Consider the following 19,181-nt stretch of genomic DNA (forward strand, 5'->3'; position numbering starts at 1 on the left):
CGAGTCCTCTGAGTTCTCTGTGCGGGTCGTCATCACGCCAGCCCCTCGGCCAGCGGGCCCAGAGCGAGGGCCGGGAAGTAGGTCAGGCCGGTGATGATCAGGATCGCGCCCACCAGTAGACCGGTGAACAGCGGCTTCTCGGTGCGCAACGTGCCCGCGGTCACCGGGACCGGCCGCTGTCCGGCGAGCGAGCCGGCCAGTGCCAGGACGAAGACCATCGGCAGGAACCGGCCGAGCAGCATCGCGAGCCCGGTCATCGTGTTGTACCAGTCGGTGTTCGCGTTCAGGCCGGCGAAGGCCGAGCCGTTGTTGTTCGACGCCGAGGTGAAGGCGTACAGCACCTCGGAGAATCCGTGCGCGCCGGAGTTGAGCATGGAGTGCGGCGGGGTCGGCAGCGCCATGGAGGCCGCGGTGAAGACCAGCACCAGGGCGGGGGTGATGAGGATGTAGCAGGCGGCGAGCTTCATCTCGCGGCCGCCGATCTTCTTGCCCAGGTACTCGGGGGTGCGACCGACCATCAGACCCGCGATGAACACCGCGATCACAGCCATGATCAGGATGCCGTAGAGGCCGGAGCCGGTGCCGCCGGGCGCGATCTCGCCCAACATCATGCTGAGCATGGTGATGCCGCCGCCGAGTCCGGTGAACGAGGAGTGGAAGGAGTCCACCGCACCGGTCGACGTGAGGGTGGTCGCCACCGCGAAGATGGAGGAACCGCCGACGCCGAAGCGAACCTCCTTGCCCTCCATCGCCCCGCCGGCGGCCTGCAGTGCCGGGCCGTGGTGGGCGAACTCGGTCCACATCATCAGGGCGGTGAAGCCCAGCCAGATGGTGACCATCGTGGCGAGGATCGCGTAGCCCTGCTTCACCGAGCCGACCATCACGCCGAAGGTCCGGGTCAAGGAGAACGGGATCACCAGGATCAGGAAGATCTCGAAGAGGTTCGTGAACGGGGTCGGGTTCTCGAAGGGGTGGGCCGAGTTGGCGTTGAAGTAGCCGCCGCCGTTGGTGCCGAGCTCCTTGATGGCCTCCTGGGAGGCGACCGCGCCACCGTTCCACTGCTGCGAGCCACCCATGCTGTGCCCGTTGAAAAACTGTCCGACCTCATGGATGCCGGAGAAGTTCTGGATCGCACCGCACGCCACCAGGACGAGGGCGGCGACGACGGACAGCGGCAGCAGGATGCGCAGCGTTCCGCGGACCAGGTCGGTCCAGAAGTTGCCGAGTTCGCCGGTGCGCGAGCGGGCGAAGCCGCGCACCAGCGCCACCGCGACCGCCATGCCGACAGCGGCGGAGAGGAAGTTCTGCACGGCCAGACCGGCGGTCTGCACGACGTGCCCCATGGTCTGCTCGCCGTAGTACGACTGCCAGTTCGTGTTCGTCACGAACGACACGGCCGTGTTGAACGACTGCGCCGGATTAACCGAGGAGAAGTGCAGCGAACCCGGCAGCACGCCCTGCAGCCGCTGCAGGAGATAGAGGAACAGGACACTGACCGCGGAGAAGGCCAGGACACCGCGCAGATAGGCGGGCCAGGTCATCTCCGCGTCAGGATCGGCACCGATGCCCTTGTAGATCCACTTCTCCGCCCTGAGGTGCCTGGTGGAGGAGTAGACCCGGGCCATGTAATTGCCGACGGGGACGTGGACGAGCGCCAGCGCGCCGATGAGGGCGACGAGCTGGAGCACGCCTGCGAGTACGGAACCCATGTCGCCCGCCGCGGTAGCAGCTGATGTCACGGTCAGAACCTCTCCGGGAAGATCAGGGCGAGGACGAGATAGCCCAGCAGGGCGACGGCCGTGATCAGGCCGACGACGTTCTCGGCGGTCACAGCTTCGTCACCCCCTTGGCGACAAGGGCCACCAGCGCGAAACCCGCGAGCACGGTGACGACGAAGGCCAGATCGGCCATCGCGAACTCCTGAGGTGAGGTTCGGTTGAAGCGGACGGTTAGAGGAAACCGCTTCCGTGGCCGGATTCGGACGCCGTTGACGGCTCCCTTACGGCGGTGCGCGCGGCTTTGACGGAGCCCTTACGGCCGTCGGCCCGCACCGGCGAGCAGGCCACCGTGGACTTCGTCCGTCCGCGTCACGAAAGCCGGAAGCGGAGCCGGCGGATCACGGTGTCCGTCTCCCGGCGTACCGCGTGGGCGACCACCGCACCCCGCTGGTTCTGCAGCAGGCTCCCCCACGCTCCGCCGAGGAAGGCCGCCGCCGTCAACGCCTCCGGCATGAGCCGGGAGAGCGAGGAGCGCGAGGCCGATCGCCTCCGGGCCGCGTGCTCACCAAGTCTTAACGCCGTCTTGATGCGCGCCCATGCCCCAGCCGCGGGCCATGACGTGACTGCTTGCTTACGCTGGTGCGGCCATTCGAGTGATGGCCATGCCTTCGCTGAGCCGCACACCGGGAGAACACGTCGATGGCCACCACCGAACACCCTCCGCCGAGCCGACTGCGGGCATGGATGCTGGAGGGTCTGTCCGAGGTGGGCAGACACGGTGGCCACGCAGAGCCGCACGCCGCGCCGGAACCCGCGCACAAGGGGCAGCGCTGGTGGCGGGTGATGTGTCTGACCGGCGTCGACTACTTCTCGACCCTCGGTTATCAGCCCGGCATCGCGGCTCTGGCGGCCGGCCTCCTGTCACCGATCGCGACGATCGTGCTGGTCGTCGTCACCCTGGCCGGCGCCCTGCCGGTCTACCGCCGGGTGGCCGAGGAGAGCCCCCACGGCGAGGGCTCCATAGCGATGCTGGAACGCCTGCTGTCCTTCTGGCAGGGCAAGCTCTTCGTCCTCACCCTGCTGGGCTTCGCGGCGACCGACTTCCTGATCACCATCACCCTTTCGGCGGCGGACGCGTCGACGCACCTGGTGGAGAACCCGCATCTGACGGAAGCCCTGCACGGCAAGCAGATGCTGATCACGCTGGTCCTCGTCGCACTGCTCGGCGCGGTCTTCCTCAAGGGGTTCCTGGAGGCGATCGGCGTCGCGGTCGCCCTGGTCGGGATCTATCTGAGCCTGAACGTCGTGGTGGTGGTCGTGGGCCTGTGGCACGTCCTCACCGCAGGTCACGTGGTGACCGACTGGACCAGCGCCTTGACCGCGGAACACGGCAACGTCTTCGTCATGATCGGAGTCGCTCTCGTCGTCTTCCCGAAGCTCGCCCTCGGTCTGTCGGGCTTCGAGACCGGCGTGGCCGTCATGCCGCACGTCCAAGGGGACCCCGGCGAGACCGAGGAGCGGCCGACCGGCCGGATCAGGGACACCAAGAGGCTGCTCACCACCGCCGCGCTGATCATGAGCTGCTTCCTGATCGCCACGAGCTTCATCACCACGCTGCTCATACCGGAGAACGAGTTCAAGCCGGGCGGCGCGGCCAACGGCCGCGCCCTCGCCTACCTCGCGCACGAGTACCTCGGCAACGCCTTCGGCACGGTGTACGACGTCTCGACCATCGCCATCCTGTGGTTCGCCGGCGCCTCCGCCATGGCCGGGCTGCTCAACCTGATGCCGCGCTATCTGCCCCGCTACGGCATGGCCCCGCACTGGGCCCGTGCGGTGCGTCCGATGGTCATCGTCTTCACGCTGGTCGCGTTCCTCGTGACCTGGATCTTCGACGCCGACGTCGACGCCCAGGGCGGCGCCTACGCCACCGGTGTCCTCGTCCTGATCAGCTCGGCCGCCGTCGCCGTGACCATCGCGGCCCGCAAGGCCGGACAACGGAACTGGACGATCGCCTTCGCGCTCATCTCGGCCGTGTTCCTCTACACGACCGTGGTGAACGTCATCGAACGCCCGGACGGTGTGAAGATCGGCGCCTTCTTCATCGTCGGCATCATGCTGGTCTCGCTGCTGTCCCGGCTGTTCCGCGCCTTCGAGCTGCGCGTGACCAGTGTGACGCTCGACCCGGTCGCGGAACGATTCATCCGGGACATGGCCAACCGCAAGCTGCGGTTCATCGCCAACGACCCCGGGCACCGCGACAAGGCCGAGTACCGGGACAAGGCCGAGCAGATCCGCGCGGACAACGACATGCCGGAGCAGGAGGACTTCGTCTTCGTCGAGGTGACGGTCACCGACCCGTCCGAGTTCGAGGCGGGCCTGACCGTACGCGGCGAGGTCCTGCACGGGCGCCATCGCGTGCTGACCCTGGAGTCGGCGTCCATCCCCAACGCCCTGGCCGCGCTTCTCCTGCACGCGCGCGATCTCACCGGCTCCATCCCGCACATCTACTTCGAGTGGACCGAGGGCAGCCCGTTCGCCAACTTCCTGCGCTTCTACCTCTTCGGACAGGGCGAGGTCGCCCCGGTCACGCGCGAGGTGCTGCGCGAGGCGGAACCGGACCGGGCCCGCCGCCCCCATGTCCACACCGGCTGACGTCGGTCCGCGCGTATGGAACCCGTCAGCATCCACGCCTTTGGCGTCAGGAGTCCGTCAGCGACGATCGCCGGACCCGGCGGGGCCGCATAGCGTCGGTTGCGTGGAACGAAGCGGACCGGTCGGCCCGGTCGGCGACCGGAACTGGAGTGGCAGCGCGCGGCTCGCGGTGACCTGCGCCCTGCTGTTCTGCGCCATGGCCCTGCTCGTCGACTGGGACGCGGGCAGCGTGACACCCCTGCGCGCCCTGCTGTGGCTCACGGTGTCCGCGGCGGTGGGTGTCGTCCTGCTGCCACCCCGGGTGAGCGCCGGCCCCGGCTGGCTGGCGGTCCGCACACCGTGGCGCCGACGCGTCGTCCGCACGGACGCGCTGACGAGCGTACGGCAGTACGACGGTGTTTCCTCCCACCTCGTCCTGCGGGACGCGAGCGGCCACCGCCTGGAGCTCGACCCCCGCGTCCTCACCGCGAACCCGCTGATCTGGCACGAACTCGACACCGGCGTGCGCCGCTCCGTCGAGCGCGGCACACTGCGCCACGGAGCCGAGTTCCTCGACCGGCTGGGGCACCGGATCGACGACGAGACGGTGCGCGCCGTACTGAGGGCATCGGGGCTGTCTCGCTGAGCGGCAAGGGCAGGGGTAGGAGCAGGGGCAGGGGCAGTCCAAACGGGCCTTCTCGCCGTCCGGGGCGAGAGGGCCTCGGCGTCACAGGAGCGGAGGCCTCCGGTTCACAGGCCCGCTATCGCGTTCCAGCGCTTGGCGAACTCCGTGCGTTCGTCGGCGGTGATGTCGCGGGCGATCGCGAGGCGCTTCCGCATGGTCGCGTCCGGGAAGATCAGCGGGTCCTCGGCGAGGGCGGCGGTGTCCTTGTCCTTGGAGGAGGCGAGGACGTCCTGGGCGGCGGGGACCGGACAGACGTAGTTGACCCAGGCGGCCAGCTCGGCGGCGACCTCCGGCTCGTAGTAGAAGTCGACGAGCTTCTCCGCGTTGGCCTTGTGCCGGGCAAGGTTGGGGATCATCAGCGACTCGGCCCACAGTTCGGCGCCCTCCTCGGGGACGACGAAACGGATGTCGGGGTTGTCGGCCTGGAGCTGGATCACGTCGCCCGAGTAGGCCTGGCAGGCCAGCACGTCCCCGCCGGCCAGGTCCTTGATGTAGTCGTTGCCGGTGAAGCGGCGGATCTGACCGCGGCGGACCTGCTTCTCGACCTGATCGCACACCTGATGGAAGTCGTCGGCCCGCCACTTCGTGATGTCGACGCCGTTGCCCTGCATGAGCAGCGCGAACGCCTCGTCCAGGCCGGAGAGCAGGGTGACCCGGCCCTTGAGGTCGTCGGCCCACAGGTCGGACACGTGCCGGATCTCGCGACCCGTCTTGCGGCGGTTGTACGCGATGCCGGTGATCCCCGACTGCCAGGGCACCGAGGCCTTGCGGCCGGGGTCGAAGGCGGGCGAACTCAGCAGCGGATCAAGGTACTTGGCGACGTTCGGCTGCCGGGTCCTGTCCATCTCCTGGACCCAGCCGAGCCGGACGAAACGGGCGCACATCCAGTCGCTGATGACGATGAGGTCGCGGCCGGTCCGCTGGTGGTTCATCAGGGACGGACTGATCTTGCCGAAGAACTCGTCGTTGTCGTTGATCTCCTCGATGTAGTCGACGGAGATCCCGGTGCGCTTCTCGAAGGCCTCCAGCGTCGGCCGCCGGGTGGTGTCCTCGTCGTCGGTGTCGATGTACAGCGGCCAGTTCGCCCAGGTCAGCCGCTTGTCCGTGGCGGAGAGGTCGGCTCCGGCCCGGTCGCCCGGCCCCACGTACGCCGCCGGCACCCCGCATCCCGCGAGGGCGCCGAGCGCGGCACCACCGCCCAGGGCGCGCAGCAGGGACCGGCGGGAGGGGGCGAGGTCTTCCGATTCACGGGCACGCGCGAAGCATGCCGACCCTGGCCCGGTCCGGACAATGGACGCTGCGTCGATCACTCGCGCGTGGGCCCGACACCCTGTCGATCCGTGTCCGGGCGCGGCAGCGCGCACGGCGGGAACGTGACCCTCACCGACAGGCCGCCCCGCGGACGGGGCCACGCCTCGACCGTGCCGCCGTGGGCGGTGGCCACGGCCGTGACGATGGACAGGCCGAGCCCGAGGCCCTCGCGGGGCCGACCCTTCCCGCGCGGGTGCGTGCGGGTCCGTTCCGCGCCCAGTCGCCGGAACGGCTGGAAGAGTCCGGCCACTTGCTCACGCGCGATCACCGGGCCGGAGTTGTCGATCCGCAGGACCGGGCGCCCCGCCTCGGTCCCGGTCCACAGGCGGACCCACCTCTCGTCGCCCCCATGGTTGTTGTGCCGTACGGCATTGTCCGCGAGGTTGACCACGAGTCGCTCGATCAGCTGGGGGTCGCCCAGCACGAGCGCGGAGCCGAGATCGGCCCGCACCTGCGGCCCGCCCCCCTCGGACCCGCCGCACTCGGACCCGCCCTCCTCGGGCGCGCCTTCCTGGGACCCGCCGCCCTCGGACTCGGCATCCCCGGGCCCGCCACCCTCGAACCCGCCGTCCCCGGGCGCGCCTTCCTGGGACCCGCCGCCCTCGGACTCGGCATCCCCGGGCCCGCCGTCCCCGGGCCCTCCGTCCGGCTCCTCGCCGGACGGCGACCCGGCACCACAGGAGCCGTCGTCCACCACCGCGCCGTCCGGCAGCCGTTCCCGCACCATCTCGGCGAGGTCGACGAACTCCCTGCGCTGAAGCCCGCGTTGGCTGCGGGCAAGAGTCAGCAGGGCGTCGATGAGACGCGCCTGTTCCTGTCCGGCGGCGCGAACGCGCAGGCACGCGGCCCGCAGACTCTCCACCGACGCCCCGGGGTCGGCGAGCGCGACGTCCACGATCGCCTGCTGGAGCGTGAGGGGTGTGCGCAGTTCGTGCGACGCGTTGGCGACGAACTGCTTCTGTGCCTCGAACGCGCCCTCCAGCCGCCCCAGTACGTCGTCGAAGGTGTCCGCCATCGCCTTCAGTTCGTCCTCGGGACCCGGCATCGCCAGCCGCTGGCGGAGGTTGTCCGCGGAGATCCGCCGGGCGGCGGCGGTCATCGTGCGCAGCGGCGCGAGAACGCGTCCGGCCATCAGCCAGCCCAGGACCACCGAGGCGAACGTCATCACGGCGAGCGCGATGCCCGCCTCGACGAGCAGTTGGTGCAGTTGATCGGCGCGCAGGGCCTCGGCGTACATCGTGAGGGTCGGCGGATCGGGGGTGTAGGCGTCACTGCCGGGCATCCCGGACCCCGAGACCGAGCCCCCGACCGCCGCCGACGGTGCGGCCCGCGACGCCAGCAGGTAGGTGAAGCCGAGCAGGGCGGCCCCCGCGGCCATGAACAGCGCGCTGTAGATCAGGGTGAGCCGCCAGCGGATACTGCGCGGAGCCGGCCGCCACCGGACACCGCCCGGAACCTGCCGTCCGCCGACGCCGCCGGGCACCTCCCGCCCGCGGGTGGTCTGCGGGGCTTGCCACCGACGGCGACCGGGCGGAACGGACCGCGGGCGCGTGCCGTACGGGGCCTGCCTCCCGCGGACACCTGCCGGGGCCTGCCGACCGCGGACGGCCGGCAGAACTCGCCACCAGCGGTGACCGGGCTGCGCCGACCGCGGGCGCGTGCCGTACGGGGCCGCCCGGTTCACGCCTGCGGACACGTCCGTCATGCGATCCGGTATCCCGCCCGGTCCACCGTCGCGATCAGCTGCGGCTCCCCCAGTTTGCGGCGCAGCCGGCTCACGGTGACCTTCACGGTCTGGCTGAAGGGATCGGCCGCCTCGTCCCAGGCCCGCTCCAGGAGTTCCTCGGTGGAGACCACGGCGCCCTGCGCGGCCAGCAGGAGTTCGAGCACGGCGAACTCCTTCGGGCTGAGGGCGAGCCCCGAACCGCCCCGGGTCGCCTGCCGCCTGGCCGGGTCGAGCCGCAGCTCCCCGCGGACCAGGACGGGAGGCAGCGCGGGCTGCGCGCGTCGCGCCAATGCCCGTACACGTGCCACGAGTTCGGCGAACGCGAACGGCTTGGGCAGATAGTCGTCGGCGCCGAGACCGAGTCCCATGACCCGGTCGGCCACCGTGCCGGACGCGGTCAGCATCAGCACTCTCGCCCGGCTGTCGCCCGCGGCCAGCGTCCGGCACACCTGGTCGCCGTGGACGCCGGGCAGATCGCGGTCGAGGACGACGACGTCGTACCCGTTGACCGCGGCGCGCTCCAGCGCCGTGGGCCCGTCCAGCGCGAGATCGACCGCCATGCCCTCACGGCGCAGCCCGGCGGCCACGGTCTCGGCCAGCTCTTCATGGTCCTCGACCACCAGCACACGCATGGCGGTCAGTGTGGCGGCCCGGTGGTTACACGGGGATAAGCGCCCCCTGTGCGAGCCCCCGCGCTCCTCGGCCGGGGCCGGACCCGCACTCGAGGTCGGCCCGCGGCCCCCGGCTCCCTGTCGGTTCGCGATAAGGGCGGCCGTTCCCGTGCCGTAACCGCTCCCGGGCTTGTCTGGAGCGCAGCACGACAGCGCACACCCCGCCGAGCCGTGTCCCGGCACGACGGATCCCGCCGGGCACATCGCGGCGCGACGCGTCGAACCACGACGCGCGACGGCACGGCGGCGCGCCGTCGTGCGCCACCCGTACGAACCGGCGGCACCGCCGCCCACCCCATGGAGGAAGCCCATGCGTGCACCGACCGCTCGGCCACGACGACTCGCCCTGGCCTGCGCCTTGATCTCGGCCGCCACTCTCGGGACCGTCAGCGCCTCGGCCGCTTCGGCGTCCGACAGGTCCACGGCGACGACGGGTACCGCCGCGTCGGCCCGGATCACGCAGCACTCGACGACCGGCAAGCCGCCGAAGGACGGTCTGCCCCCCGTCGGAGCCCCGGGCGCCGTCGGGTACCGGCCTACCTCGCACGCGCCCGGGGACGTGAACACCGCCAACGACGCGTTCGCGGCCTGCATGCGCGGCCACGGCCAGAAGGTCTTTCCCGCCTTCCACGCCTCGAAGGACAAGGAGGGCCGCATCCGGTTCAGCGTGCGGGTCGGGGCGACCAAGGGATTCGACCCGGACTCCAAGAGCTACCGCTCCGCGCAGAAGGCGTGCGCGCCGATCCTGAAGAAGGCCGGCATCACCCTCTCGTCGAAGGCCGGCCTGCCGGCGCCGCCCGTTCCGGGCAAGCCCGGCAAGCCCGGCTCCGGATCCGGCGGGGGCTCCGTCGGCGGCTCCATCGGAAGGTCCGACGGCGGCTCCGTCGGAAGCTCCGCCGGAGGCTTCGGCGAGGTGCCCGGATTCCACACGGAGAAGGGGAAGCCGGGCACACCCGACGAGCCCACGCTCTCCGGCGTGACCGAGAGCGCCTGATCCGGCGCGAAGGGGGAACAGCGTGGCCCCGGACGGGATCGACTCCCGTCCGGGGCCACGTGGTTCACACGACCGGCGCACGGCCGCAGGCAAGCGGTGGGCCGTGACGCGACGCCGGCCGACAGCCGGTCAGCCGGTCAGCCGGTCAGCCGGTCAGCCGGTCAGCCGGTCAGCCGGTCAGCCGGTCAGCCGACAACCCTCGGCCGTCGGGCCTCGGCCGGCAACCGTGAAGCCGTCGGCCGACGGTCCTCAGCCGTCCAGCGACGTCATCACGTGCTTGATGCGCGTGTAGTCCTCGAAGCCGTAGCCCGACAGGTCCTTGCCGTAGCCGGACTTCTTGAAGCCGCCGTGCGGCATCTCGGCGACCAGCGGGATGTGGGTGTTGATCCACACGCAGCCGAAGTCGAGGGACTTGGACAGGCGCATCGCGCGGCCGTGGTCCTTCGTCCAGACCGAGGAGGCCAGCGCGTAGTCGACGCCGTTGGCCCACTCGATGGCCTGCGCCTCGTCCGAGAAGGACTGGACGGTGATGACCGGGCCGAAGACCTCGTTCTGGATGATCTCGTCGTCCTGCTTGAGGCCGGAGACGACGGTCGGGGCGTAGAAGTAGCCCTTGTCGCCGACCTGCTGGCCGCCCGCCTCGACCTTGGCGTGCGCGGGCAGACGCTCGATGAACCCGGCGACCTGCTTGAGCTGGTTGGGGTTGTTCAGCGGGCCGTAGAGCACGTCCTCGTCGTCCGGCTGACCGGTCTTGGTCTCCGAGGCGGCCTTGGCGAGCGCGGCGACGAACTCGTCGTGGATGGAGTCCTGGACGAGGACGCGGGTGGCGGCCGTACAGTCCTGGCCGGCGTTGAAGAAGCCCGCGACCGAGATGTCCTCGACGGCCTTGGCGATGTCGGTGTCCTCGAAGACGACGACCGGGGCCTTGCCGCCCAGCTCCAGGTGGACGCGCTTGACGTCCTTGGAGGCCGACTCGGCGACCGAGATGCCCGCGCGGACGGAGCCGGTGATGGAGGCCATCGCCGGGGTCGGGTGCTCGACCATCGCGCGGCCCGTGTCACGGTCGCCGCAGACGACGTTGAAGACGCCCTTGGGCAGGATGCCGCCGAGGATGTCGGCGATCAGGACGGTGGATGCCGGCGTGGTGTCCGACGGCTTGAGGACGACCGTGTTGCCCGCGGCGAGGGCCGGGGCGAACTTCCACACCGCCATCATCATCGGGTAGTTCCACGGAGCGACCTGGGCGCAGACGCCGACGGGCTCGCGGCGGACGATCGAGGTCATGCCCTCCATGTACTCGCCGGCCGAGCGGCCCTCGAGCATGCGGGCGGCACCCGCGAAGAAGCGGATCTGGTCGACCATCGGGGGGATTTCCTCGGACCGGGTCAGACCGATCGGCTTGCCGGTGTTCTCCACCTCGGCCGCGATCAGCTCCTCGGCACGCTCCTCGAACGCGTCCGCGATCTTCAGGAGGGCCTTCTGCCGCTCGGCGGGGGTCTTGTCCCGCCACTCCGGGAAGGCCGCGGCGGCGGCCGCCATGGCGGCGTCCACGTCCGCCCGGCCGGAGAGCGGCGCGGTCGCGTACGCCTCGCCGGTCGCGGGGTTGACCACCTCCGTGGTCCGTCCATCGGCGGCATCGCGGAACTCTCCGTCGATGTAATTGCGCAGACGACGCAGCTCGGTGCTCACTGCCCGGCCCTCCTGTCGGATGTCCAACGACCCAGGTGTCCACTACCTGAGATGCCTGAGTCCCCACCCTAATCCGTGGCTCCACGTTTTCAACACCCCCGAACGGCCCAGAGCTGCGAAATCCGCAAGACACGTACCCGTAAACAACGAATTTCATCGCCCGAACCTTGCGGAACTGTCGATACGTCGTGCACAGTGGGGTCGTGGTCAGTCGAAGCGCGGAACCCAGGGACTCCCGCGAGTCCAGGAACGGCAGTCCCCAGCTGGACACCGTCTCCCTCGCCATCATCGAGCAGCTCCAGCAGGACGGACGCCGCCCGTACGCCGCGATCGGCAAGGCCGTGGGCCTCTCCGAGGCCGCCGTGCGCCAGCGGGTCCAGAAGCTGCTCGACCAGGGCGTCATGCAGATCGTCGCCGTCACGGACCCGCTCACCGTGGGATTCCGCCGTCAGGCGATGGTGGGTGTCACCGTCGAGGGCGACCTCGACCCGGTGGCCGAAGCGCTGGCTGCCATGTCGGAAGTCGAGTACGTGGTGATGACCGCGGGCTCGTTCGACATCCTCGCCGAGATCGTCTGCGAGGACGACGACCACCTGCTGGACGTCATCAACAAACGCATCCGGGCCCTGCCCGGGGTGCGCTCCACCGAGAGCTTCGTCTATCTGAAGCTCAAGAAGCAGACCTACATGTGGGGAACCCGATAACCGTGAGCACCAAGGACCTCAGCAAGACCGCGTACGACCACTTGTGGATGCACTTCACCCGCATGTCCTCGTACGAGAACGCGCCCGTTCCCACGATCGTCCGTGGTGAGGGCACCTACATCTACGACGACAAGGGCAAGCGCTACCTCGACGGTCTCGCGGGCCTGTTCGTGGTCCAGGCGGGCCACGGCCGCCAGGAGCTGGCCGAGGTGGCCGCCAAGCAGGCCGCCGAGCTGGCCTTCTTCCCCGTGTGGTCCTACGCCCACCCCAAGGCCATCGAGCTGGCCGAGCGCCTCGCCCACCACGCGCCGGGCGACCTGAACAAGGTGTTCTTCACGACGGGTGGCGGCGAGGCCGTCGAGACCGCGTGGAAGCTGGCCAAGCAGTACTTCAAGCTGCAGGGCAAGCCGACCAAGTACAAGGTCATCTCGCGTGCGGTCGCCTACCACGGCACCCCGCAGGGCGCCCTGTCCATCACCGGCCTGCCGGCCCTGAAGGCCCCCTTCGAGCCGCTGGTCCCGGGTGCCCACAAGGTCCCCAACACCAACATCTACCGCGCCCCGCTCTTCGGCGACGACCCCGAGGCCTACGGCCGCTGGGCCGCCGACCAGATCGAGCAGGAGATCCTCTTCGAGGGCCCGGACACCGTCGCCGCGGTCTTCCTGGAGCCGGTGCAGAACGCCGGCGGCTGCTTCCCGCCGCCGCCCGGTTACTTCCAGCGCGTGCGCGAGATCTGCGACCAGTACGACGTGCTGCTGGTCTCGGACGAGGTCATCTGCGCCTTCGGCCGCCTCGGCACGATGTTCGGCTGCGACAAGTTCGGCTACGTACCGGACATGATCACCTGCGCCAAGGGCATGACCTCGGGCTACTCCCCGATCGGCGCGTGCATCGTCTCCGACCGCATCGCCGAGCCGTTCTACAAGGGCGACAACACCTTCCTGCACGGCTACACCTTCGGCGGCCACCCGGTCTCCGCGGCCGTGGGCCTGGCCAACCTCGACCTGTTCGAGCGCGAGGGCCTCAACCAGCACGTGCTGGACAACGAGGCGAACTTCCTGAAGACCCTGCAGAAGCTGCACGACCTGCCGATCGTCGGCGACGTCCGCGGCAACGGCTTCTTCTACGGCATCGAGCTGGTGAAGGACAAGGCCACCAAGGAGACCTTCACGGACGAGGAGTCGGAGCGCGTGCTCTACGGCTTCGTCTCCAAGAAGCTCTTCGAGTACGGCCTCTACTGCCGCGCCGACGACCGCGGTGACCCGGTCATCCAGCTGTCGCCGCCGCTGATCTCCGACCAGTCGACCTTCGACGAGATCGAGGGGATCGTCCGTCAGGTCCTGACGGAGGCGTGGACCAAGCTCTGATCCCGAGCCGTGAGCCCGGCCCCGCCTTTTCCCCCGGCGGGTCCGGTCTTCCGTACGGCTGACCGGCACCGGCCCCGGTGGCGCCCGTTCGAGTGAGAATGGGCGGCCCGGGGCCGCGTGCTGTCCGGCCTCCCGGCCCCGACTCCTTAGCGTGCCCTGTAACCGATCGGCCCTGCCTTCGTTCCTCCGTCCGGGGGACCGAGCGACCTCGAAGAGATCGCCGGGCACGGCACATCAGATCCGAACGAGGTGTACGCCATGGTGGCCCCGCCCGACAACGACGTGCTCTGGGCACGCGCCCTGCACGTCGAGCACAACGGCTCGCCCGCGCTCAGCGGTGTCTCGCTCGGTGTCCGTGAGGGCGAGATCCTCGCCGTCGGCGGCCCGCGCGGCAGCGGCAAGACGACCCTCCTGCGCTGCCTGTCCGGCCAGTTGCTGCCGCAGCGGGGCGAGGTCTGGTTCAACAGCACGCCCGTGCACACCATGGGGCCGCTCACCCGCGAGCGGCTGCGCCGGGACCGGTTCGGCTGGATCGACCCCGTCCCGATGCTGGTCCCCGAACTGAACGCCTGGGAGAACACCGCCCTCCCGCTGATGCTGCGCGGCTGGACCCGCCGGGACGCCAAGACCGCCGCCCTGGAGTGGCTGACGCGCCTGGACATCGGCGGCTGTGCCCGCAAGCGCCCGCACGCCCTGCTCCAGTCCGAGCGGCAGCGGGTGGCCGTCGCCCGTGCCCTGGCCCCCGCGCCCACCGTGCTGTTCGCCGACGAGCCGACGGCGCCGCTGCACCGCGCCGACCGGACGCACGTACTGCGCACCCTCACCTCGGCGGCCCGGTCGCACAGCATCACCGTCGTCCTCGCCACCCACGACCCGGCCACCGCGGCCCTCGCCGACCGCACGGTGTCCCTGCTCGACGGACGGCGTGTGAACACCGTCCACCTGCCCCCGGTCGTCGAGGCGGAAGGCCGGGCCGCGTGCTCGCTCTCCGTCTAGCCCGCGGCGGCCACCCCCTCGTCCAGTTCCGCCGGCTCCTGGTCGCCGCCGCCTCCGCGGGCACCGGGTTCCTGCTGCTGTGCACACTGGGTTACGCGATGAGTCATCCGGACGCCTCGGCCGCCGGCGCGCTGCGCCTGGCCTGGTGCGTCGCCCCCCTCGCCGCCACGGTCTACTTCGCCGTCGCGGTGGCCCGCACCGACCCCGCCACCCGGCCCCGGTCCGGCCTGTCCGCCATCGGCCTCGGCCCGGGCCGGCTGATGGCGGTCTCCGCCGCCACCACGGCCCTGTCCACGCTCCTCGGTTCGCTGCTCGCGCTGCTCGTCTTCCTCCATCTGCGCGGCGATCTGACCGGCGTCCCGTTCGGCGGAGCGGCGGCGGACTTCCTCGCCTCCGGCCAGTCCCTGCCCCTGCCCGCGGCCCTGACGCTGCTCGTCCTGGTGCCGGCCGCGGCCTCCGGAGCGGCCGCCCTGGCCCTGCGCCCGCGCGGCGGCCGTCCGGCGCGCACCGCGTGGTCGTACGGCCGCACCTGGCTCTCGGCACGGCAGAACGCGGTCGCGAGCGCTCCCCGGCCCGGTACCCGCGGCGGCGACGGCCGGCCGGTGGCCGGCGCTCCCGGCAGGACCGCGCCCGGCACGCCCGGAGCGACCGGAACGGCCGAGGGGCTCACCGTGACCGGCACCGGCGACGGGTTCCGGGACGCGTCGACGGATGCCGACGGCGCCGTCCTGCCGGCACCCGACCCCCGAGCCCCCGGACCGGACGGCTCCGTCGGCCCCGACTTCCACTGGACCGCCGCGGCGTACGCCTCCGGGGAGACCCCGCGTCCGGCCCTGGAGGACCGTCCGGCCGCGGTCGCCCCCGAAGACCGAGCTCGACACGGATCCCCCTCCTCGTACGAGTTCATGGACATGCCGTACGCGGCCGAGGGGACGACTGTGGCGTACGCGGCCGATGGCGTGACGGCGGCATACGTGGCCGAGGGGGCGGCGATGGCGTACGAGGGGGCGTCCGTGCCCTGGGTGCGCGCGGACCTGCGCCGGGCCGCCGTGGCCGGCACCCGGCGGCCGACGCCCCCGCAGTCCTGCCCCGACGGGCTCCCCTGGGGCGCGGCCACGCTGGCGGCGGGACTCGCCGTGGAGACGTACGCGAGCCGTTCGGGACCCGCGCCCGCGCTCGCGCTGCCCGGCGGCTTCGCCGGCGGACCGGCCGGGGTGCTGCTCGGCTGGGTGCTGACGGCGCTCGGCCTGGCCCTCGCCGGGCCCGCGATCACGTATCTGTGCGGATGGCTGCTCCAGGCCGTACGGCCCGGCGCGCTGCGCCTGCTGGCCGGGCGGATGCTCCAGTCGGAGGCGCGGCGCATCGGGCAGCCGCTGGGGGTGGTGTGCGCGGTGGCGTCGGGCGGGTTCGCCATGACGGCGCTGTACACCGGCGCCCGGCCCGCGTTCGGTCCGCTGACCACCCTCGGCGCCCTGCTGGTGGCCGGGTGCACGCTGCTGACCCTGGCGACCGCCGCCGTCGAGGCGAGGCAGGCCCGTGCCGACACCACGGCGGCCCTGCTGCGGCTGGGGGCGCCCGCCTCGATGCTGCGCGCTGCCGCGGTTCTGCGCGCCGGGGCGCTGTTCGTCGTGTTCGCCCCGCTGACCTGGGTGGTCGCCGAACTGGCCGCGCTTCCTCTGATCAACTGACCGGCCCGCGGGCCGATCGGCCGAGACGCCCGCGGACCGGTCGGCGCGGTCCCCCGGAAAAAAGATCCGTGCCCGGCCGATGATTTCCGGGCGGGCCCCCGGTCTGTCCCTGCGAACGGCACAACACCGACGGGAGAACCTCGCATGTACCAGCAGATGATCTTCGTGAACCTGCCCGTGTCCGACGTCGCCGCCTCGAGGAAGTTCTTCACGGAGCTCGGCTACTCGATCAACCCCCAGTTCTCCACCGACGACTGCGCCTGCGTGGTGATCAGCGACACGATCATCGCGATGCTGCTCGGCAAGCAGCGCTACGCGGACTTCACCAAGAAGGAGATCGCGGACGCGACGAAGACCAGCGAGGTGCTGCTGTGTCTGAGCGCCGAGAGCCGCGAGAAGGTCGACGAGCTGGTCGACGCCGCCATCGCGGCGGGCGGTTCGGGGACCGGCGAGGCCCAGGACCAGGGCTTCATGTACGGCCGCGCCTTCGACGACCTGGACGGCCACACCTGGGAGGTCATGTGGATGGACCCGGCGGCGGTCCAGGGCTGAGCCCCACCGACCGGCCTGCGTTCCGAGGCCGGGCCTCACAGCCGGCCGGTTTCCCGGGGCCGGCGCGCGGTACAGGGGTCCGCGCGCCGGCCCGGCGCGTCGCCCGGAGCCCTGGGCCGGCCCTGGACACCGGTGGGGCATCCACCGGAGCGTCACCCGCCCACCGGACGAGCCCGGCTGACGCGACGACAGCCCACCTCCCCGGACACCACCGCACCGGGCGGGAACCCTGACACGGGCGCCTTTCGGTCTCGCATCCCGGCCCCGGGGCGGATCGCGGTACCGGCCACCCCACGACGGGGTCGGGTACCAGCCGTCCCGGGGGCGGGTCGGGTGCCGGTGTTCCGGACTTCGAGAGCGGCCGGACTCCGGGGCGGGTCGGGTGCCGGGTGCCCCGGACCCCGGTATCCCCGGTGTCCCCGGGCGGCAGCCCCTAGCATGGCCGCGTGCTGCCGACTCCTCTTCACGTCTCCCCCGACCATGAGATCGAATCCCTCGCCGAGTTCGACGGGGTCGTCTCGGCGGGCGGCTCGCTCGCCGGATTCCGGGTCCAGGCCGTCGACCTGACGGGCCGTACCCGGGAGCTGCTCTCCGTGGACACCACGGGTGCCGTGTTCCTCGGCTGCCCGATGGAGCCCGAGGCGGCCACGCGGGTCCGGCTCTCGGGCGCCCTCGTCTTCCCGCCCGTACCGGGCCTCCCCCTCGACCCGTACCGGGGTCGTCTCTACTCCCCCGGCGAACTCTTCGCCTCGCTCGACGAGGGATACGAGTCGACGCCGGACGCCCGCGCGTACGCCTGGTTCCAGCGGACCAAGGCCGACGGCGACATATTCGCCTCGATGGTGCGCGCGCTCCACGACGACTCCGTCTCGGACGCGCTCGACGAACTCCTCTCCGGTGTACGGGTGGTGGGCGTGATGGGCGGCCACGCGATGGAGCGCGGCACGGAGGCCTACGCGGGGGCCGCGCGGCTCGGCCGCACCCTCGCCCGCTCCGGCCTCATGGTCGCCACCGGCGGCGGCCCCGGCGCCATGGAGGCGGCGAACCTCGGCGCGTACGCGGCCCCGTTCGACGACGGCATGCTCGACGAGGCGCTGCGCGTGCTGGCCGCCGCCCCCTCGTTCACCCCGTCCGTCACCGACTGGGCGCGCGCGGCGTTCGAGGTGCGCGAACGCTGGCCCTCGGGCGGCCCCTCGGTCGGGGTCCCCACCTGGTTCTACGGCCACGAGCCGCCCAACGCCTTCGCCGAGCACATCGCCAAGTACTTTGCCAACGCGATCCGTGAGGACGGGCTGTTGGCCCGCTCGAACGCGGGGGTCGTCTTCCTGCCGGGCGCCGCCGGGACCGTACAGGAGATCTTCGACAACGCGACGCCCAACTTCTACGGGTCCAGGGGTGAGCCGACTCCCATGGTCCTGGTGGACCGCGCGCACTGGACCGAGCGGTTCCCGGCCTGGGAGCTGCTCAAGTCGCTGGCCCGGGACCGTGCGATGGAGTCGCGGATCGCGCTCGTCGACGAGGTCGATGACGCTCCGCAGGCGCTCAAACACCTCGGAGGTTAACGACTCGGCAAAGCCAACAGCGGGGGAGGGCATATGCATTGACAGCCCTTAGGTCGCGCTTATAAACCTGTGAAACCGCTGGGGGCCATGTTGCTGGAATGATTCACAGCAAATCCCCCAACACCCCCCGCAGTTGCGCAACCTGTGAAGGGCAATCGTGTCCATATCTCGACGCACCGCACGTTCCGTGCGAATCCTCGGCGTTGCCTCCGCCTCTGCCGCGCTCGCGCTCGGCGTCGCCGGCAACGCACTCGCTTGCAACATCAAGGACTTCTCGGCCGCCGCCACCTGTGACGGCAACGGGAAGGGCATCATCACCGTGACCGACATCGACGGCTCCGCCAAGGAAGCCACCGTCACGGTCTTCCTGGAGTCGAACGGCGCCGACGCGCGCCAGGTCGGCGACGCCCAGAAGGTCACCGGCAGCAAGAACGGCGCCACCATCTCCTTCTCGGAGGACTGGGCGCCCAAGGCCGAGTACCGGATCCACGTCAGCGTCCCGAACATCGTGGACAAGGACATCTCGCCGAACCTGGTGACGAAGGACGAGGCCTGCTCCACGAAGTCGGAGTCGCCGTCCCCGTCGGCGAGCCCGGAGCCGTCGGAGTCCGCTTCCTCGGAGGCTCCCTCGGACTCGGCCAGCCCTTCCGACTCGGAGAGCAGCGCCGCTCCGGCCACCCCGGGCGACAACCAGCCGTCCGCGGCCGCCGGTGAGTCCAACCTCGCCGAGACCGGTGCGAACTCCAACACCCCGATGATCGCCGGCATCGCCGGTGCGTTCGTCCTCGTCGGTGGCGGAGCGGTCTTCTTCGGCATGCGCCGCCGTGGCGCCTCGAAGGCGAGCTGAACCACCTCCTGAACAAGCCTGTGGCCCGTCCCCGTCG

17 protein-coding genes are annotated in these 19,181 nt (G+C 71.1%); 10 read left to right on the forward strand and 7 right to left on the reverse strand.

Annotated features, from left to right (window positions below; all coding sequences use genetic code 11):
• Positions 1 to 32 precede the first annotated feature (32 nt).
• The 3 genes from kdpA to ACH4S8_RS24770 all read right to left on the reverse strand — a co-directional run bounded on the left by kdpA (position 33) and on the right by ACH4S8_RS24770 (position 2,231).
• Positions 33 to 1,709 (reverse strand): potassium-transporting ATPase subunit KdpA, encoded by a 1,677-nt coding sequence (kdpA, locus tag ACH4S8_RS24760; RefSeq protein WP_398398052.1) that lies wholly within the window; start codon positions 1,707 to 1,709, stop codon positions 33 to 35.
• A gap of 32 nt (positions 1,710 to 1,741) precedes the next feature.
• On the reverse strand, positions 1,742 to 1,831 hold the full coding sequence (gene kdpF, locus ACH4S8_RS24765) for a K(+)-transporting ATPase subunit F (protein WP_398397533.1): 90 nt from the start codon (positions 1,829 to 1,831) through the stop codon (positions 1,742 to 1,744).
• A gap of 256 nt (positions 1,832 to 2,087) precedes the next feature.
• Entirely contained in the window at positions 2,088 to 2,231 is a 144-nt protein-coding gene (locus ACH4S8_RS24770; RefSeq protein ID WP_398398069.1) for a hypothetical protein, read from the reverse strand.
• A gap of 186 nt (positions 2,232 to 2,417) precedes the next feature.
• Between ACH4S8_RS24770 and ACH4S8_RS24775 the strand changes: the two genes are divergently transcribed.
• Positions 2,418 to 4,373 (forward strand): amino acid transporter, encoded by a 1,956-nt coding sequence (locus ACH4S8_RS24775; protein ID WP_398397535.1) that lies wholly within the window; start codon positions 2,418 to 2,420, stop codon positions 4,371 to 4,373.
• Between the two features lie 103 nt (positions 4,374 to 4,476).
• The gene (locus ACH4S8_RS24780) at positions 4,477 to 4,998 is read left to right on the forward strand and encodes a hypothetical protein (protein WP_398397537.1); all 522 of its coding nucleotides are present in this window, start codon (positions 4,477 to 4,479) and stop codon (positions 4,996 to 4,998) included.
• Between the two features lie 104 nt (positions 4,999 to 5,102).
• On the opposite strand, the gene ACH4S8_RS24785 is transcribed toward ACH4S8_RS24780, so the two are convergent.
• The 3 genes from ACH4S8_RS24785 to ACH4S8_RS24795 all read right to left on the reverse strand — a co-directional run bounded on the left by ACH4S8_RS24785 (position 5,103) and on the right by ACH4S8_RS24795 (position 8,706).
• The gene (locus ACH4S8_RS24785) at positions 5,103 to 6,251 is read right to left on the reverse strand and encodes a spermidine/putrescine ABC transporter substrate-binding protein (protein ID WP_398398054.1); all 1,149 of its coding nucleotides are present in this window, start codon (positions 6,249 to 6,251) and stop codon (positions 5,103 to 5,105) included.
• Positions 6,252 to 6,343: 92 nt separating this feature from the next.
• A complete protein-coding gene (locus ACH4S8_RS24790) occupies positions 6,344 to 7,831 on the reverse strand; it encodes a sensor histidine kinase (RefSeq protein ID WP_398397539.1) in 1,488 nt (495 codons plus the stop codon).
• Positions 7,832 to 8,049: 218 nt separating this feature from the next.
• Complete coding sequence (locus tag ACH4S8_RS24795; RefSeq protein WP_398397542.1) at positions 8,050 to 8,706, reverse strand: response regulator transcription factor; 657 nt, start codon at positions 8,704 to 8,706, stop codon at positions 8,050 to 8,052.
• A gap of 349 nt (positions 8,707 to 9,055) precedes the next feature.
• On the opposite strand from ACH4S8_RS24795, the gene ACH4S8_RS24800 reads away from it, so the two are divergent.
• Positions 9,056 to 9,739, forward strand: a complete 684-nt coding sequence (locus ACH4S8_RS24800) for a hypothetical protein (RefSeq protein WP_398397544.1) — start codon at positions 9,056 to 9,058, stop codon at positions 9,737 to 9,739.
• A 249-nt stretch (positions 9,740 to 9,988) separates the two neighbouring features.
• Here the strand turns inward: ACH4S8_RS24800 and ACH4S8_RS24805 are convergent, their stop codons facing one another.
• Positions 9,989 to 11,428, reverse strand: a complete 1,440-nt coding sequence (locus ACH4S8_RS24805) for a gamma-aminobutyraldehyde dehydrogenase (protein WP_398397546.1) — start codon at positions 11,426 to 11,428, stop codon at positions 9,989 to 9,991.
• Between the two features lie 188 nt (positions 11,429 to 11,616).
• Between ACH4S8_RS24805 and ACH4S8_RS24810 the strand changes: the two genes are divergently transcribed.
• The 7 genes from ACH4S8_RS24810 (at position 11,617) to ACH4S8_RS24840 (ending at position 19,144) form a co-directional block, all read left to right on the forward strand.
• Positions 11,617 to 12,132 carry an Lrp/AsnC family transcriptional regulator gene (locus ACH4S8_RS24810; protein ID WP_339131888.1) on the forward strand — a complete coding sequence of 172 codons (516 nt, stop codon included), beginning with the start codon at positions 11,617 to 11,619 and terminating at the stop codon, positions 12,130 to 12,132.
• Positions 12,117 to 13,499: an aspartate aminotransferase family protein gene (locus tag ACH4S8_RS24815; protein ID WP_398397549.1), complete on the forward strand. Its 1,383-nt coding sequence runs from the start codon at positions 12,117 to 12,119 to the stop codon at positions 13,497 to 13,499. Before ACH4S8_RS24810 ends, ACH4S8_RS24815 begins: the two co-directional genes overlap by 16 nt.
• Before the next feature lie 258 nt (positions 13,500 to 13,757).
• On the forward strand, positions 13,758 to 14,495 hold the full coding sequence (locus ACH4S8_RS24820) for an ABC transporter ATP-binding protein (RefSeq protein WP_398397551.1): 738 nt from the start codon (positions 13,758 to 13,760) through the stop codon (positions 14,493 to 14,495).
• The gene (locus ACH4S8_RS24825; protein WP_398397553.1) at positions 14,477 to 16,183 is read left to right on the forward strand and encodes a hypothetical protein; all 1,707 of its coding nucleotides are present in this window, start codon (positions 14,477 to 14,479) and stop codon (positions 16,181 to 16,183) included. Before ACH4S8_RS24820 ends, ACH4S8_RS24825 begins: the two co-directional genes overlap by 19 nt.
• A gap of 144 nt (positions 16,184 to 16,327) precedes the next feature.
• Positions 16,328 to 16,735 (forward strand): VOC family protein, encoded by a 408-nt coding sequence (locus tag ACH4S8_RS24830; RefSeq protein ID WP_398397555.1) that lies wholly within the window; start codon positions 16,328 to 16,330, stop codon positions 16,733 to 16,735.
• 449 nt (positions 16,736 to 17,184) lie between these two features.
• A complete protein-coding gene (locus ACH4S8_RS24835) occupies positions 17,185 to 18,297 on the forward strand; it encodes an LOG family protein (protein ID WP_398398057.1) in 1,113 nt (370 codons plus the stop codon).
• 187 nt (positions 18,298 to 18,484) lie between these two features.
• Positions 18,485 to 19,144 (forward strand): LAETG motif-containing sortase-dependent surface protein, encoded by a 660-nt coding sequence (locus ACH4S8_RS24840; RefSeq protein WP_398397557.1) that lies wholly within the window; start codon positions 18,485 to 18,487, stop codon positions 19,142 to 19,144.
• Positions 19,145 to 19,181: the final 37 nt, after the last annotated feature.

The organism is Streptomyces sp. NPDC021080, from assembly GCF_044333225.1.
GTDB lineage: Bacteria > Actinomycetota > Actinomycetes > Streptomycetales > Streptomycetaceae > Streptomyces.